At 73.5% G+C, this 16,826-nt stretch carries 11 protein-coding genes; 4 read left to right on the top strand and 7 right to left on the bottom strand.

Features of this window, described 5'->3' with window-relative positions:
• Positions 1–9 precede the first annotated feature (9 nt).
• The 3 genes from FHU28_RS23780 to FHU28_RS23770 all read right to left on the bottom strand — a co-directional run bounded on the left by FHU28_RS23780 (position 10) and on the right by FHU28_RS23770 (position 1,833).
• The gene (locus tag FHU28_RS23780; RefSeq protein ID WP_184686669.1) at positions 10–948 is read right to left on the bottom strand and encodes an ROK family protein; all 939 of its coding nucleotides are present in this window, start codon (positions 946–948) and stop codon (positions 10–12) included.
• An 8-nt stretch (positions 949–956) separates the two neighbouring features.
• Positions 957–1,310, bottom strand: a complete 354-nt coding sequence (locus tag FHU28_RS23775; protein WP_030500471.1) for a DoxX family protein — start codon at positions 1,308–1,310, stop codon at positions 957–959.
• Between the two features lie 91 nt (positions 1,311–1,401).
• On the bottom strand, positions 1,402–1,833 hold the full coding sequence (locus FHU28_RS23770; protein ID WP_184686668.1) for a type II 3-dehydroquinate dehydratase: 432 nt from the start codon (positions 1,831–1,833) through the stop codon (positions 1,402–1,404).
• Between the two features lie 333 nt (positions 1,834–2,166).
• Here FHU28_RS23770 and FHU28_RS23765 point away from each other — a divergent pair, with 333 nt between their 5' ends.
• Genes FHU28_RS23765 through FHU28_RS23755 form a run of 3 tightly spaced genes read left to right on the top strand, consistent with a single transcriptional unit; the run spans position 2,167 to position 5,190 of the window.
• Positions 2,167–3,330, top strand: coding sequence for a DegT/DnrJ/EryC1/StrS family aminotransferase (locus FHU28_RS23765; RefSeq protein ID WP_184686667.1), 1,164 nt, complete (start codon positions 2,167–2,169; stop codon positions 3,328–3,330).
• Positions 3,327–4,457: a Gfo/Idh/MocA family protein gene (locus FHU28_RS23760; RefSeq protein WP_013477292.1), complete on the top strand. Its 1,131-nt coding sequence runs from the start codon at positions 3,327–3,329 to the stop codon at positions 4,455–4,457. The genes FHU28_RS23765 and FHU28_RS23760 overlap by 4 nt, the downstream gene beginning before the upstream one ends.
• Positions 4,458–4,494: 37 nt before the next feature.
• Positions 4,495–5,190 (top strand): HAD-IA family hydrolase, encoded by a 696-nt coding sequence (locus FHU28_RS23755; protein WP_184686666.1) that lies wholly within the window; start codon positions 4,495–4,497, stop codon positions 5,188–5,190.
• Between the two features lie 75 nt (positions 5,191–5,265).
• On the opposite strand, the gene FHU28_RS23750 is transcribed toward FHU28_RS23755, so the two are convergent.
• A complete protein-coding gene (locus FHU28_RS23750) occupies positions 5,266–8,967 on the bottom strand; it encodes a non-ribosomal peptide synthetase (protein ID WP_184686665.1) in 3,702 nt (1,233 codons plus the stop codon).
• Between the two features lie 126 nt (positions 8,968–9,093).
• Positions 9,094–12,777, bottom strand: a complete 3,684-nt coding sequence (locus FHU28_RS23745; RefSeq protein WP_184686664.1) for a non-ribosomal peptide synthetase — start codon at positions 12,775–12,777, stop codon at positions 9,094–9,096.
• Between the two features lie 816 nt (positions 12,778–13,593).
• Here FHU28_RS23745 and FHU28_RS23740 point away from each other — a divergent pair.
• Positions 13,594–14,784: an ATP-grasp domain-containing protein gene (locus tag FHU28_RS23740; RefSeq protein WP_116506954.1), complete on the top strand. Its 1,191-nt coding sequence runs from the start codon at positions 13,594–13,596 to the stop codon at positions 14,782–14,784.
• A gap of 105 nt (positions 14,785–14,889) precedes the next feature.
• On the opposite strand, the gene FHU28_RS23735 is transcribed toward FHU28_RS23740, so the two are convergent.
• The gene (locus FHU28_RS23735; RefSeq protein WP_184686663.1) at positions 14,890–15,927 is read right to left on the bottom strand and encodes a 3-dehydroquinate synthase family protein; all 1,038 of its coding nucleotides are present in this window, start codon (positions 15,925–15,927) and stop codon (positions 14,890–14,892) included.
• Positions 15,908–16,741, bottom strand: coding sequence for a hypothetical protein (locus tag FHU28_RS23730; RefSeq protein ID WP_311773643.1), 834 nt, complete (start codon positions 16,739–16,741; stop codon positions 15,908–15,910). The genes FHU28_RS23735 and FHU28_RS23730 overlap by 20 nt, the downstream gene beginning before the upstream one ends.
• Between the last annotated feature and the right edge of the window lie 85 nt (positions 16,742–16,826).

Genomic DNA, 16,826 nt, shown 5'->3' with positions numbered 1-16,826 from the left:
TGCTCTCCTCTACGCGATGGGGACGGGGCGCGCGGGAGCCGGCGTGCCGGTCAGGTCACGAGCCAGCTCCACCGCGCCGTGCAGGGACGACAGCCCGCCGAGGGCGGCGGGACGCACCGGTGGCGCCGGGCGCCCGGGCCGGCCGGCGCGGCGTGCCCGTTGCGCGACGAGCGGCACGAAGCCAGGCAGGCCGGCGGCGAACCCGCCGCCCACGATTGCCAGCGCCGGATCGAGGATCTCGCCGAGGCTCACCACCGCCGCCGCCAGCGCCCGGCAGCTCTCCTCGACCGCAGCCACCGCCCAGGGCTCGCGCCCGTCGAGTCCGGCCCGTAGGTCATCGAAGCCCACCTCGCCGCCCCGGCGGGCGGCGGCGCGGCGCAGGGTGGCGGGGCCGGACGCGACGGACTGGAGGCAGCCGTGCCGGTCGCAGTCGCAGCGCTCACCGTCGAGGGCGACGACCATGTGGCCGATCTCGGCGGAGGACCGGCCCGGCACCGGCCGGCCGGCCAGTACGATGCCGCCGCCGATCCCGGTGCCGACGCCCAGGTAGACCACGTCGTCCGCGCCGGCGCAGCGCGCCTCGGCCAGGGCGGCGAGATCACCGTCGTCGGCGACGGCGGTCGCCGCGTCGGGAAAGAGGCGGCGCAGCGCGCCGGTGAGGTCGAGGCCCGCCCAGCCGGGGCGCCCGGGCCAGGTGGTGACGGTGCCCCCGGTGTCAGTGGTCGCCGGCATGGCCACCCCGACCGCGTCCACCGGTCCCCACCGGTCGAGCAGCCGGTCCACTTCGACGGCCAGCACCGTCAGGTCGTCGGCCGGGTCGGCGGCCCCACGGGGCCAGCGGAAGGTCCGGTCGTACGCCGGCCGCCCGGGTGCCTCCGCGTGCAACGCGACCTTGGTGCCGCCGACGTCGATGCCGAGGACGCCGCCGTGGCGCTGCGGACCGGACACGGCCGGCCTCAGCCCAGCCGCACGTGCAGGTAGACGAGCGCCAGGGCGGCCACGGCAAAGATCACCGGCGTCAGGATCGTCGCGGCCGGGTCCTTCGCCCGGGCGTGGTAGACGACCGCGCCCGTCATCTGCAGGGCGAGACCGATCGCCGCCGCGATGCCCAGGGGCGGCCAGAGCAGGCCGAGCAGCAGCCCGGCGACCGCGGCGAGTTCCAGCACCCCCAGCACGCGGGTCAGCCCCGGCGAGACGCCGAGGTGGTCCATCCGCTCGCGCATCTGTGCCTGCCCGGTGAGCTTCGGCACGGCGGTGCCCGCGAACACGGCCGCGAGGACGAGGGTCAGGACGAGGACGGGAATCTCCACGTGAGGTCCTTCGGGAAGAGTCGGGACGTGCGGACGACCGTACCGCCGGCACGCCGGCGCCCACGGCACCGGACGGCGGGGTGCCCGGTCGTCATCGGACGGTCGCGGTGAGGGCGCGCGCGGCCAGCCGGTAGCCCAGCGCTCCGAGCCCGACGATCACCCCGCTGGCCAGCGGGGCGATCACCGAGTCGTGCCGGAAGCTCTCCCGCGCCCACACGTTGGACAGATGCACCTCGACGAAGGGCCGGGGGTAGTCGGCCAGCGCGTCGCGCAGGCTCCAGCCCGCGATCATCAGGGCGCCCGGGTTGACGATCGCGCCCACCGTGTCGTAGCTGTTCTGGATCGTACGGATCAGCGCACCCTCGCAGTCGTGCTGCTCGGCGACCACACCCCAGCCCCGGGCGGCGACCTCCTCGCCGACGGCGCGTTCGATGTCGTCCAGGGTGTCGGTGCCGTAGATCTCCGGTTCCCGCCGGCCGAGAATGCCCAGGTTCGGGCCGTTCAGCAGCAGTACGTCCGACACGCTTCACCTCGTGGGGCACGGCCCTGGTCCCGCAGAGCCTGATGACTGGTCACCGCAGTCTTACTACGCCGACGGCTCCCGGCGAACCGGCGGCGCCCGACGCACGGGCGGACTAAGGGGTGGCTAGGGGCTGTTAGGGGCGGTGACCGCGTATCCGCGTCGGTTACCGTCCTCCCTGCTGAAGCGACGCCGCCGGCTCCAGACGGAGGCGTCACGTACCGCGCGGCCATCCGGTGCTCCGCTGCGCCCGGACCGCGCACCGGCGGTCTCGGGTCGTCCCGCCCGATGGTCCGCCCAAGCCCCTGGTCTGCCCGAGTTGGGAAGTGGGAAGTCATGAGTGGTCAGCCCTCGACGGTGTCCGAGTTCCCCGAGTGGCCGCAGTACGGCGACGAGGAGCGAACCGGACTGATCCGCGCCCTCGAACAGGGTCAGTGGTGGCGGATGGGCGGCAGTGAGGTCGACTCCTTCGAGCGGGAGTTCGGTGACTACCACGGCAGCCCCCACGCGCTTGCCGTCACCAACGGCACCCACGCGCTGGAAGTCGCGCTGGAGGTGCTCGGCGTCGGCCCCGGTACGGAGGTGATCGTCCCGGCGTTCACGTTCATCTCGTCCTCGCTGGCCGCGCAGCGTCTCGGCGCGGTCGCCGTGCCGGTCGACGTCGACCTGGACACCTACTGCGTCGACCCCGCCGCCGTCGAGGCCGCGATCACGCCCCGTACCAAGGTGATCATGCCGGTGCACATGGCCGGGCAGTTCGCCGACATGGACGCGCTCGACAAGCTCGCCGCCGACGCCGGGGTGGCTCTGCTGCAGGACGCGGCACACGCCCACGGCGCGCAGTGGCGCGGCCGGCGGGCCGGCGCGCTCGGCTCGGTGGCCGCCTTCAGCTTCCAGAACGGCAAGCTCATGACCGCCGGCGAGGGCGGAGCGGTCGTCTTCCCCGACGAGGAACTGCGCGAGCGGGCATTCCTCGTGCACAGCTGCGGTCGGCCCCGCACCGACCGCGAATACCTGCACAGCACCACCGGCTCGAACTACCGGATGAGCGAGTTCACCGCCGCTGTGCTACGCGCCCAGCTGCCCCGCCTCGACGAGCAGATCGCGCTGCGCGAGCAGCGCTGGCCGCTGCTGTCGAGCCTGCTCGCCGAGATCCCGGGCGTCGTCCCGCAGGCGACCGACCCCCGCACCGACCGCAACCCGCACTACATGGCGATGTTCCGTATTCCCGGGATCGGCATCGAGCGCCGCCGTGCCGTGGTGGACGCGCTCATCGCCCGGGGCGTCCCGGCGTTCGTGGCGTTCCGGGCGATCTACCGGTGCGAGGGCTTCTGGATGGCCGACGCGTCCGACGAGTCGGTAGAGGTGATCGCGGCCCGCTGCCCCAACACCGAGCAGATCCACTCCGACTGCGTCTGGCTGCACCACCGCACCCTGCTCGGCACGGAGCAGCAGATGCACGAGATCGCCGCCGTGCTCGCCGACGTCCTCGCCGGATGACGGCCCGGCCCCCGGCCGCGGCCGGCCGGCCGGTGCGGGTCGCGGTGGTCGGCCTCGGCTGGGCCGGGCGGGAGATCTGGCTGCCCCGGCTCGCCGCACACCCCGGCTTCGAGGTGGTCGCCGTGGTCGACCCGCAGCCCGTGGTGCGCGATCAGGCCCGCGACACCCACGCCGTCGCGTCCGCGTACGCCGACGTCGAGGACCTGCCCGCCGGAACGGTCGACCTGGCGGTGGTCGCCGTACCGAACCACCTGCACGCGGTCGTCGCCGTCCGGCTGCTGCGCCGGGGCGTACCGGTGTTCCTGGAGAAGCCGGTCTGCCTGACCTCCGCCGAGGCGGGCATCCTGGCCGACGCGGAGCGCGACGGCGGCGCGGTGCTGCTGGCCGGCAGCGCCGCCCGTTACCGGGCCGACATCCGGGCGCTGGCCGACGTGGCCGGCGGGCTGGGCCCGATCCGGCACGTCGATGTGGCCTGGGTTCGCGCCCGAGGGGTGCCCGACGCGGGCGGCTGGTTCACCCGCCGCGACCAGTCCGGCGGGGGCGCGCTGGTGGACCTCGGCTGGCACCTGCTCGACACGGTGCTGCCGCTGCTCGGCCCGGCCCGGGTCACTCACGCGATAGGCAGCGTCTCGGACGACTTCGTCAACGACAGCGCCGCCCACGCCGCCTGGCGCGGCGGGGCCGACACCGCAGGCCACGTTCCCGGCGACGTCGAGGACACCGCCCGGGGGTTCCTGCTCACCGACACCGGCGCCTCCGTCGCCCTGCACGCCTGCTGGGCCTCGCACGAGTCGCTGGACCGCACCACCGTCACCGTGCACGGCGCCGCGGGGTCGGCGACGCTGCGCTGCACGTTCGGCTTCAGTCCCAATCGGGAGCCCACGCCGGTGCTGACGCGTACCCGCGACGGCCGGACCGCGCGGCTGCCGCTGCCCGGGGAGCCGATCGGCGCGGAGTACGACCACCAGCTCGACGCCCTGCCCGGGCTGCTCGCCGACCCGGCCGCCCGGGGCGCGGCCGTCGTCGAGGCCCGCCGGACCATCGACATCATCGAACGGATCTACCAGTGCGCCCGGCCCACCCGGCCGGAGCGCCAGCACGCACTGGTGGGCCATCGCGCCGGGTGAGAACCACCGTCGGCCCCAACCCCTTCCGGGAGCAGCCATGAGCCATCCATCGTCCACAGTCGAGGTGACCCCGCCCTCGCCGGCGCGCGGCCCGATCCGCGCGGTCGTGTTCGACCTCGACGGCGTCATCGTCGACAGTTCGGCCGTCATGCGTGAGGCGTTCAGCATCGCGTACGCCGAGGTGGTGGGCGACGGGCCGGCACCGTTCGACGAGTACAACCGGCACATGGGCCGATACTTCCCGGACATCATGCGCCTGATGGGGCTGCCCCTGGAGATGGAGGAGCCGTTCGTCCGCGAGAGCTACCGGATGGCCCACCTCGTGCCGCTCTTCCCCGGCGTCCGGGAGACCCTGGAGACCCTGCACTCGCGTGGCATCCGGATGGGGATCGCCACCGGCAAGGCCGGCCCGCGGGCCCGCTCCCTGCTCGACCAACTCGGCGTGCTGGGCCTCTTCGGCCAGGTGATCGGCTCCGACGAGGTGGCCCGTCCCAAGCCTGCCCCGGACATCGTGCTCCAGGCGCTGGGCAACCTCGACGTGCCGCCGCACGAGGCCATGATGGTGGGCGACGCGGTGATCGACCTGCTCAGCGGCCGGGCCGCCGGGGCGACGGCCGTCGCCACGACGTGGCACGGCGGGGACATCGCGGCGCTGCTCGCCGCCGGCCCCGACCTGGTCGTGCACGCCCCGGCGGAGTTGCTGGCGCACTGCCCGGCGGCCCTCGTCCACTGACCCGGACCGGAGCGCGCCGGGCTGCTCGCGCGGGCCGCACGGCGCGCTGCCGCCGAGCCTGCCGGCAAGCGGCGGTCAGCGTGTGTCGCTGACCGCCTCGGGGCCGGCTTCCAGGAAGCGCAGCATGCCGGTGGCCAGGACCTCGGCGACGGGGGCCGGGACCAGGTCGGTACGGATGGTGACCCGCAGGAGGACACTCTCGTCGCCGGGCAGCACCTCGGCGACGCAGGCACCGGACCACTCCCGGGCGTACGGTTCGACGACCTCCTCGGTCCGGCAGCCGGGCAGGTCCAGCGGGAGGACGAGGTTGTCCTGGTAGGCGAACGAGGGCAGGCTGTTGATCACCTCGCGGGGCAGGTCGAGGACCGGGTCGTCGGTGACCATCTCCAGGAAGGAGACGTCCTGGGCGGCCATCAGCTCGTCCGCGGTCTGCTGGAGGGCGCGCATCAGGTCCTTCTCCGGGCCGCCGAACCGGACCCGGAGACAGTTGCTGCTGATCCTGCTCGTGAAGGCGGAGTCGAGGACTCGGCTGCCGCGCTGGGCGACGATCATCAGCAGGGCGATGTCGTCCTGCTGATGGATGGCGCGCAGCGCCGAGGCGTAGGCGGCGGCGAAGTAGGTGGAACGGCTGAAGCGGTGTTCGACGGCGGCCCGGTCCCAGCGCCCCACCAGCTCGGGCGAGACGGCGACGATGTGCCCGGTCTTGGGGCCCCAGGTCGGGGTCTGTTCCAGGATCTCCTGCGGCCGGCCTTCGCCTTGGCGGGGTAGGTCGCGTAGTTGTTCGCGCCAGTAGGTTCGTTGGGTTTGCAGGTCGGCGGCGTCGCGGAGGCGGGTGTGTTCGTCGTAGGACTGGTGCAGTGTGGGTGCGGGGTGTGTCCAGGTGGGTGTGTGGCCGGTGTGTCGTGCGGTGTAGGCGTGGCTGAGGTCTCGTACGAGTAGTCCGTATGACCAGCCGTCGAAGGCGATGTGGTGGATGCCGATGCCGAAGAGGATTCGGTTGGTGGTTTTGTTTCGGATCAGGGCGGCGCGCCAGTTGCGGCCCTGGGTGTAGTCGAGGGGTTGTTGTACTGCTTCGGCGAGTTGGTCGAGGGCGTCGTGTTCGGTGGCGGCGTTGGCGAGTAGCCGTAGCTGGGGCATGCCGGGGTTGGGTGGGATGATTGCGGTTGGTGGGTCGGTGCGCCGGTAGCGGGCGTGTAGGGCCTGGTGGCGGTGGTGTAGGTCGCCGAGGGCGGCCATCAGGGCCCGTAGGTCCAGCTCACCCTCGATCCACCAGGTGGTCGGGCAGACCAGTTCGAAGGGGAGCACGACGCACTTCGCGACGGACGGGGTCAGCGGGACGGGCTTCGACGGGCCGGGACGGCCGGTGACGGACGGCGCCGGCTCGGCCCCGGGGCGGCGGGGAGCGGTGGCGAGCCAGCGGGCCAGCCCTTGCGGGGTGGGGGTGCGGTGGATCTGCGAGACGGGCACGGCGACGTCGGCGGCCTCGTCGAGGGCGACAGCGACGGCGGCGGACTGCAGGGACGTGCCGCCGAGGTGGAAGAACCCGTCGAGTGCCCCGACCCGGTCCAGCCCGAGCACCGTCGCGAAGATCCCCGCGACGAGGCGTTCGGAGTCGGTGGCCGGTTCGGTGTACGGCACGTCGAGATCGGGACGGCGCGAGCCCGGTTCTGGTAGCGCCCGTCGGTCGATCTTGCCGGTGCCGCCGGTGGGGAACCGGTCCAGGACCATGATCACGGCGGGGACCATGTAGGGCGGGAGCACCGCGGCGGCGTGTGCCCGCAGGTCCGCGGTGACGGGGACGCGGCCGTCGCGTCCGGTGACGTAGCCGACGAGCCGGGCGGTGCCCTGGTCCTCGCGACGGGTGACGACGGCGGTGCCGACGTCCGGGTGCTGTTCGAGAGTCGCCTCGATCTCACCGAGTTCGATCCGGATGCCGTTGACCTTGACCTGGTGGTCCATCCGGCCGAGGATCTCCAGCGCTCCGGCGGCGTTCCACCGGCCGAGGTCGCCGGTGCGGTAGGCGGTCCCGCCGCCGTACGGGTCGGTGACGAACCGCTGGGCGGTCAGTTCGGGGCGGTTGAGGTAACCGTCGGCGACGCCGGCGCCGGTGATGAGGATCTCGCCGGGGACGCCCATGGGGACGAGGTCGAGATTGGCGTCGACGACGCGGATCTGCCGGTTGGGCATGGGTCGGCCGATGGGCACGTACGCGCCGGGCCAGCCCTTCGACGCGTCGTACCAGGTACAGGCGACGGATGCCTCCGCGGGCCCGTACGCGTTGATCAGGCGGGCACCGGCGGCCGTCCAGCGGCGTGCCATGCGGGGCGCAATGGGTTCCCCGGCGAGGGTCACGCACGTCAGGCTGGGGCAGTCGGCGGGATCGACGGCGGCGAGGTTCGTGGGTGGGCAGAACGCGTGGGTGGCCTGCTCCTTGGCGATCAGCTCCGTCAACCGGCGGGCGTCGAGCAGATCGTCGCGGGAGCTGACGACGACGCGGGCACCGGAGGTCAGCGCGGTGTAGATCTCGCCGAGGGCCACGTCGAAGACCGGGGAACAGGAATGGAGCATCCGGCTGTCCGGCCCGACCGCGCACTCCTCCCGCATCCAGGTGACGAAGTTCGTCAGGTGCTCGTGGGTCAGCACGACACCCTTCGGTGTCCCGGTCGAGCCGGACGTGTAGATCACGAACGCCGGCCGGGAGGGTGCCACCACCGGCAGGTCGGCCGCCTCGGCCGCCGTCACGGTGGGCCAGTCGGCATCGAGGGCGACGACCCGTACGCCGTCAGGTCCGGGGACACGCGGGGCGACCTCGCCGACGGTGAGGACGACCCGGGCGCCGTGGTCGGCCAGCAGCATCCGCATCCGCTCCGCCGGCCAGGACACGTCCATCGGCGTGTACGCCGCCCCCGCCCGCAGCACCGCCAGGGTGGCGACGAGCGTCCACATGCTGCGGTCAAGCGCCAGCGACACCACGTCCCCGGGCCGTACGCCCATCGACCGTAGCCGCGCGGCCAACTCCCCCGAGCGACGGGCCAGCTCCGCGTACGTCAGCACCTCCCCGGCGGCGACGCCGGCCACCGCGTCCGGCGTGCGTCGCGCCCATTCGAGCACCAGCTCGTGCAGCGGCGCACCCGGCACCGGGCGGGCCGGGCCCCGGCCCCACGCGAGCAGCCGCTCGCGCTCGGTCGCGCCCAGCAGCGGCAGCGCGCCCAGCGGCACCCCCGGTTCCCGGACCCCGGCCGACAGCAACGACACGGTCTGGTCCACCAGGCCCCGCACCCAGTCCGCCGAGAAGCCGTCGGCGGCGTAGTCCACCCGGAGCGCCGACCCGTCCCCCGCGACGGTCACCACGATGTCCACGTCCACCACGTCCGGCCCCACCTCGGCCACCGGGGCGTCCACCAGCCCGACCACCACCGGCCCCGCCGCGCCCGCGCTGCGCGCGACCGGTCCGGCCAGCGCCGTGGCCACCCGCGACGTCAGCTCGCCGAAGCCCGGTTCGTCCGCGACGTCGACCCGCAGCACGCCGCCCGACGACAGGCCGACCGCCACCTCGGCCTGGCCGGTGTACCGGGCCAGCACCCCCAGCAGACCGGCCAGCAGCACCGCGCCGGGGGAGCGCGCCCCCGCCGGGACGGGCAGGTCGACCGGCCGGTACGCGGAGGCCGCCCGGGCCGGCCACGCGGCCGGCCGGCGCAGGTCTCCCATCAGGTCGAGGATCTCGAAGCCGGGCCCAGCGACATCCGTGGCGTGCGCACCGACGATTCCGACAGACATTGAGCCAGCCTCCGATCAGGGCCGGCGCCACCCAGAGGGGTGCGCCGGAGGGGACAACCACGAACTCTCGGGACAACGGGCCGCGTGCCACCGACGACGAGCGGACCGGTACGCAAAGGCGGACGGTCAGCCGGCGGTGGGCGTACCCGCCGGCCCGTCTTCGAGGAAGCGCAGCATGTGGTGGTTCAGCTCCTCGGCGAAGCTGTACGGCAGGTAGTCGGTGCGGATGGTGACGCGCAGGAGAGCATGGTCGACGCGGGGCAGCACCTCGACCGTGAGCCCGTTTGGCACCTCCCGGGCGTACGGGTCGACGACCTCCTCGGCCCGGCAGCCGGGCAGCTCCAGCGGCACCACCACGTTGTCCTGGAACACGAACGTCGGCAGGCTCGCGACCACCTCGCCGGAGAGCCCGGCGGCGGGATCGTCGGCGGTCTCCGCGAAGGGAACGTCCTGGGCCCGCATGAGATCGCGGATAGTCTCGTCGACCCGCAGGACCAGCTTGTCGTCCTGCGGCCCGTCGAAGCGCACCCGCACGCAGTTGAGGTTGAGCCGGGTGGTGAACGCGGAGTCGAGGACGCGGCTACCGCGCTTGGCGACGACCATCAGCAGGGCGATGTCGTCCTGCGCGTGGATGGCGCGCAGCGCCGAGGCGAAGGCCGCCACGAAGTAGCTGGAGCGGCTGAAGCGCTGGTCGCGGGCGGCCCGGTCCCAGCGGTCGAGCACCTCGGGGGTGACGGTGACGGTGTGGCCCGCCTTCGGTCCCCAGGCGAGGGCCTGCTCCAGGGGCGCGGTGGCCGGGCCTTCGCCTTGGCGGGGTAGGTCGCGTAGTTGTTCGCGCCAGTAGGTTCGTTGGGTTTGCAGGTCGGCGGCGTCGCGGAGGCGGGTGTGTTCGTCGTAGGACTGGTGCAGTGTGGGTGCGGGGTGTGTCCAGGTGGGTGTGTGGCCGGTGTGTCGTGCGGTGTAGGCGTGGCTGAGGTCTCGTACGAGTAGTCCGTATGACCAGCCGTCGAAGGCGATGTGGTGGATGCCGATGCCGAAGAGGATTCGGTTGGTGGTTTTGTTTCGGATCAGGGCGGCGCGCCAGTTGCGGCCCTGGGTGTAGTCGAGGGGTTGTTGTACTGCTTCGGCGAGTTGGTCGAGGGCGTCGTGTTCGGTGGCGGCGTTGGCGAGTAGCCGTAGCTGGGGCATGCCGGGGTTGGGTGGGATGATTGCGGTTGGTGGGTCGGTGCGCCGGTAGCGGGCGTGTAGGGCCTGGTGGCGGTGGTGTAGGTCGCCGAGGGCGGCCATCAGGGCCCGTAGGTCCAGCTCACCCTCGATCCACCAGGTGACCGGGACGACGACCTCCAGCGGCGACATCAGGCACTTCGCCACCTGCTGCGCGAGCGGGACCGGTCCCGGGCGCTGCCGGGCCTGTCCGGCGGTCGGGCCGGTGTCCGTACGGCGGGGGGCGGTGGCGAGCCAGCGGGCCAGCTCGTGCGGGGTGGGCGTGCGGTGGATCTGCGAGACGGGCACCACCACGTCGGCGGCCTCGTCGAGGGCGACGGCGACGGCGGCGGACTGCAACGACGTGCCGCCGAGGTGGAAGAAGCCGTCGCGGGCACCGACCCGCTCGATGCCGAGCACGCTCGCGAACACCTCCGCGACGAGGCGCTCGCCCTCGGTGGCCGGCTCCACGTACGGCACGCCGAGGTCGGGGCGTTGGGCGCCGGGTGCGGGAAGGGCACTCCGGTCGATCTTGCCGGTGCCGCCGAGGGGGAAGCGGTCGAGGACGACGACGGCGGCGGGGACCATGTAGCCGGGCAGGTGGGCCGTGGCGTGGTCCCGCAGGTCGCCGGTGGCCGGGGTGCGGCCGTCGCGCCCGGTGACGTACGCGACGAGCCGGGCCACGCCCCGGTCCTCGCGGCGGACGACGACTGCGGTCTCCACCTCCGGGTGCTGGGCGAGGATGCTCTCGATCTCGCCCAGCTCGATGCGGATGCCGTTGACCTTCACCTGGTGGTCCATCCGGCCGAGGATCTCCAGTGCGCCGGCGCTGTTCCACCTCCCCAGGTCGCCGCTGCGGTAGGCGAGCCCGCCGCCGTACGGGTCGGTGACGAACCGCTGGGCGGTCAGTTCGGGGCGGTTGAGGTAACCGTCGGCGACGCCGAAGCCGGCGATCAGGATCTCCCCGGGAACCCCGGCCGGCATGAGGTCGAGGTTCGCGTCGACGACGCGGACCTGCCGGTTCGGCATCGGCCAGCCGATCGGCACGTACGCGCCACCCCACCCGGCCGACGCGTCGAACCAGGTGCACGCCACGGCGATCTCGGCCGGCCCGTACGCGTTGACCACCCGCGTGCCCGCCGTCAGCCACCGCTGGGCCAGCCGCGGCGGGACGGCCTCGCCGCCGAAGATGACGCAGCGGAGGCCGGGACAGGCGGCCGGGTCGAGCGGGGCGATGTTGGTGGCCGGTCCGAACGTGTGCGTGACGCCCTGGGTGTTGACGAGGTCGGTGAGCCGGCGCGCGTCGAGCAGATCGTCGCGCGGGCACACGACGACGCGGCCTCCGCCGGTGAGCGCGGCGAAGATCTCCCCGAACGCGGCGTCGAAGACCGGTGCCGCCGAGTGCAGCATCCGGCTGCCGGGGCCGATGGCGCATTCGCCGGTCATCCACGCCAGGAAGTTCGCCAGCCTCTCGTGTGACAGCACCACGCCCTTCGGCGTGCCTGTCGAACCCGACGTGTAGATGACGAACGCCGGCGCGTCCACCGGCACCGCAGGCAGATCCGCCACCGCACCGGCCGGTACCGCGGGCCAGCCGTCGTCCAGCGCCACCACCGTGACCCCGTCCCCGGCGGGAATCCGGGGCGCTACCGCACCGACCGTCAACACCACCCGCGCGCCGTGGTCGGCCAGCAGCACCCGCATCCGCTCCGCGGGCCACGACACGTCCATCGGCGTGTACGCGGCACCCGCCCGCAGCACGCCCATCGCCGCCACCAGCGACCACAACCCGCGCTCCAACGCCACGGACACCACGTCACCGGCACGGACACCCACCGACCGCAGGTACGCCGCCAGCAGCCCGGACCGGCGATCCAGCTCCCCGTACGTCAGCACCTCGTCGCCCGCGACACCCGCCACCGCCTCCGGCGACCGCCGCGCCCAGCTCAGCACGAGCTCGTGGATCGGCTCACCCGGGATCTCCCACACCGGGCCGCGCCCCCACGCCAGCAACCGCTCCCGTTCCGCGGCATCCAGCAACGGCAATCGCGACAGGGCGACCTGCGGCGCCGCCGTCCCGGCGGAGACGAGCACCACTACCTGATCCACGAGTCCCCGCACGAACTGCGCGGAGAATCCCTCCACCGCGTAGTCCACCCGCAGCACGGACCCGTCCGCCGCCACGCGCACCACCATGTCGACGTCCACCACGGCCGGTCCCGTCTCCGCCACCGGACCGTCGGTGAACTCCACCGCCACCGGGCCCGGCCGGTCCGGGCCCGCCACCGGCGCCGTCCACGCCAGTCCCACCCGCGCCGCCAACTCCCCGAATCCCGGGTCGCCCGAGACGTCCACCCGCGCCACCGACCCGCCGGCCGGGGCCAGCCCGAGCACCACCTCGTCCTGGCCGGTCCAGCGGGCCAGGACCGCCACGAGCCCCGCCACCACGACGTGCCCGGCCGGCATCACGTGCGACGGCCAGGCGGGAAGCACCCGGTGCACCGAGGCCGCCCGCGCGGGCCACACCGCCGGCCTCCGCAGGTCCCCCACGAGTTCCAGAGCAACCGCGCCGTCCGCGGCCTGGGCGCCACCGAACCCGACAGACAACAGCTCGACCTCCGATCGAAAGGGGACGACCGAAAGGCTCAGGGCCGCGACGATCGGTCAGCCGGGATGCCGTACGCCGGACGGTGGGGGGTGACGCGAGGCGCGTCGACGGGCGGCACCGCTCGCGGGCCACCCGATCCGGTGCGCTGAGAGTGGCAACGACGAGCCGACGGGGCCCGACCATACGAAGCGCTGTGCAGTGACGTACACCCCTAGAGATCGGCACGTCGACCCCTAGCGCATCAGCCGGAGATCTCCTCCTCGGGCAGGCCTGGGACGTTTCGGCGGTGCCCGCCGGCCGCGTCGAGGCCGGGTCGGCGATGTGAGCTGGCAGGGGGCGCGGCCGTCGGAATCCGGGCACTCGACAGCGCGGGCTGCGACAGCGCCGTCCGGCGACTCCAGCCCTTCTGAAGAACAGCTTTTCGGTCAGCCCGAGTCGATGGCCCCGCTAGGAGTATCGGCGGCCTCGGCGGCGAAAGAGCCGTCCGCGTTCGCCTGTCCGGCCCATCCCGGGGCAATGCGTAGTGACTATCATCTTTCGATCATGACGCCGGTCGGTGGCTGGAAACTCAACCGCTGACCGGCGGTGTGCACCTCGCCGCCGCAACGCTGGCCATGAGCCAGCCGGCTTCCCGGCCGGTCCAGCTCACGACCGTCCGGTCGGTGCACGCGGCACGCCCGGCTCTCGCGGCCGAGCGGCCGCATCAGGACCGGGAGCCCACCCCTTCGGCCACGTTCTCCGCTGTTCGTGGCCGTGGCGCACCGGTTTCACCGCCACCCCGAGGCCCGCACCGGGCCGGCATGTCAGGAGACCAGATGCAGGTGCCCATCCAGGTACAGGTGTTCGCACACGACGGGGTGGTCCTGGCCCGGCCGCCCGACCCGTCGGCCACCGCCGACAGCCCCTATCTCGCCGGCGCGGGCGCCGCTCTCTACAACGGCCTGGACATGATCACGGGTCTGCACCTGACCCTTCCGCACCAGTCGGCGGCGATTTGCAGCACTGGCTCCAGCGCGGACAAGTCGCTGCGTCTGCTCAGCCGGAGTGGTCTGAAGACGCCCAGCGACCTGCGGAAGTTCCGTTCCGGCGCGCAGGCGGTGCGGTACGCGCGGGAAGCCGTCGAGCGGGGCGAGACGCTGGAGTTCCAGTTTCCTCCGCATGACCCGCTGCTGCGGGCCGCTCGCGCCCGGGTGCCCGCGGATCTGGTCGCCCGCCTCAACAACAAGACCGTGCTGGAGACTCTGGTCGCGCCGGAGTACCTGCCCCGCCGGCAGGTCGCCACCCCCGCCGAGGTCCGCCGGATCGTGGCGCGGGACCGCCGGCCGGCGGTCATCAAACCGGCCGGGGTCGAGGTGTCCAGCGGAATTGCGATCTTCACCCGTCGGTTGCGGGACCGGCGGAACCGTTCCCTGTTCAACCAGTTGGAACAGGTGAGCGAGCAGTGGATCGTCGAGGAGGAGGTGCCCTTCCAGACGATCTGGGGTATCCAGTTCGGCGTGACCGACAGCGGATCGGTGCACTACTTCGGATCGTCGGTACACCTGCCGCAGCCCACCTCGACGTGGGTCGGTTGTGTGATGGACGACGACCAGCCCCCGGAGGAACTGGTCGAAGCGCTGACCGTAGGGGTCCGAAAGGCCAGCGCGCTCGGGTACCGGGGCTACTGCTCCTTCGACGCCGGGATCGGCCGCGACGGCGCCCTGCGGGTCATCGACCCGAACTTCCGGGTCAGCGGGGCCACCACCTCGCTGCTGCACCGCAGCTCGCTGCTGGGCCGGCATCCGTGCGCCATGACCACGTTCTTCTCACTGGCCCCCGGCGTCGACGCCGAGCCGATCCTCGCGCCGTTCATCGACCGGGGGCAGTTCGTCGTGTTCATGCACCACGACCCGGCGGAGACGGACAACGGCCCGCTGCCGGCGACCATCGTCGGCATGGTCGGGGCCGCGGACCGGTACGCCTGCGGCGTGCTGGTGGCGCAGATCCAGCGGGCCCTGGGCACCTGACGCCGCCGGTCCGGGCCCGCTCGGCTCCGGCGGCTCGTCATCCGTTCGCCGGCCCGGCCGCCCCCGCGGCGCCGGCCGGCGAACGGGCACCCGGCGGTGTCGGCCTCACATGCCGGAAAGTGCGGTACGCACAGCGGCCTCGGGGACGCGGGCGACCAGCTCGACTCCGCCCGGTCCGTCCAGGACGAAGGAGAGGCCCGAGGTGGCCTTCTTGTCCCGGCGCATCAGCGCGATCAGCTCGTCGTGGTCGACGCCGGCGGGCAGCGTGGTGTCGAGCCCGTAGCCCGCCACCACGTCGTGGTGCTCGGCCACCCGGTCGGCCGGTACCCGGCCGAGGACGCCGGCCAGCCGGCCCGCGAAGACCGTGCCGACGCCTACCGCCTCACCGTGGCGCAGGCCGAAGTCGGTGGCCCGCTCCAACGCGTGCCCGAGCGTGTGGCCGTAGTTGAGGATGTGCCGCAGGCCGGAGTCCCGCTCGTCCGCGGCCACCACCCGGGCCTTCAACGCCACCGACGCGGCGATCTGCTCCGCCACCGGCCGGTCACGCAGATCACCGGCGCCGATGAAGTGCGCCCGGGCGATCTCCCCGTACCCGTTGCGCCACTCCCGCTGCGGCAGCGTCCCCAGGTGCTCGGTGTCGCAGAGCACCGCCCGGGGCTGCCAGTACACGCCCACGAGGTTCTTGCCCTCCGGCAGGTTGACGGCGGTCTTCCCACCGACGCTGGCGTCCACCTGGGCCAGCAGCGAGGTCGGCAGGTGGATCACCGGTACGCCCCGGTGGTAGAGGCCGGCGGCCAGCCCGACCACGTCCGTGGTGGTGCCGCCGCCGCAGGAGACCACGGCGTCCGTCCGGGTCAGCCCGAACTCGGCGAACGCCCGGCAGAGCTGTTCCACAGTGGTCAGGTTCTTGTCGTGCTCGCCGTCGCGGACCGGCACCACCCGGTGCGGCACGCCCGGGTCGGGCGTCCACTCCGGTGGCCGGGCCGAGACCACCACGACCCGCTGGGCGCCGATCCGCGCCACCTCCGCCGGGAGCCGGTGGCGCACGCCGGGACCGATCAGCACCGGGTACGACCGTTCCCCGAGTGCCACCTCGACGCGGGCCGGCTCGCTGGCGGGACGGTCAGGTACCGGTGCGCGCATGTGGCTGCTGCCTCCTCTGCGGAACGCGGGCCGGCGCGGTCGCGGCCGGGCTGCCCCGCACCATCGACAGGCGCAGCGCCAGCGCGGCCAGCGAGTCGACCTCCGGCCGGATGCCCCACCGATCGTGGGTGAGCTGCGCGTGGTGCGCCAGCAGGAACCCGGGAGGCGCCGTCGGGTGGTCGTGGCCCACCACGTCGGTCACCCGGTCCAGGTAGCGCTGCCACGCCACTGCCACGTCCCCGCCCAGCGGTAGGTCACCGGCCGACAGGACGATCTTCTCCGCCCCGGCGTCGGCCTGCGCGGCCAGGTCCCGCCGCTGCGCGCCGGTGAGCCGCTGGCCGCGTTCCTGCCAGTGCAGGAACAGGAACGCCAGGCGGTCGGCGGCCGGCATCAGCCCGGTCAGGTGCCGCAGGTGCGCCACGGCCAGCGGCAACTCGCCGCCGGCCAGCCAGGGCACGTCGCCGCCGAGCAGGGTGAGGGCCAGTTCGCTGCCCGCGAACGCGAGCGGGCCGCCCCGCGCGGGATCGCGCACGACGTACCGGTCCCCGGCGAGGGACGTCCCCGGGTCGTAGGCGAGCAGTCCTGCCCGTACCGCGTCGAGCGCGGCGGGGGCGGCATGGAAACCGAGGCTCAGCCGCCCGGCGGGGGAGTCCTCCGGGTCGAAGAACCAGTCCATGCCGGGATCGGCCCGGCGGGCGGCGGCGACCAGCCCGGTCAGGACGGTGCCGACCAGCTCGGTCAGTCGCGTGCCCGGGCAGCCGCCGGCCGGTACGGCCGAACGGGCGAACAACCAGCAGCGTTCCAACGACGGCACCTCGGCTGACGGGCGGGTGGAGCACGGGATTCGACGGTCCGCGGGGGTCGCCCCATCATCGGCCCGCGGGCCCGTTCCACCACCC

This window comes from Micromonospora echinospora, from assembly GCF_014203425.1.
Classification (GTDB): Bacteria; Actinomycetota; Actinomycetes; order Mycobacteriales; family Micromonosporaceae; genus Micromonospora; species Micromonospora echinospora_A.
The sequence above is the reverse complement of the archived record's forward strand: the minus strand, read 5'-3'. Positions and strand labels throughout refer to the sequence as shown.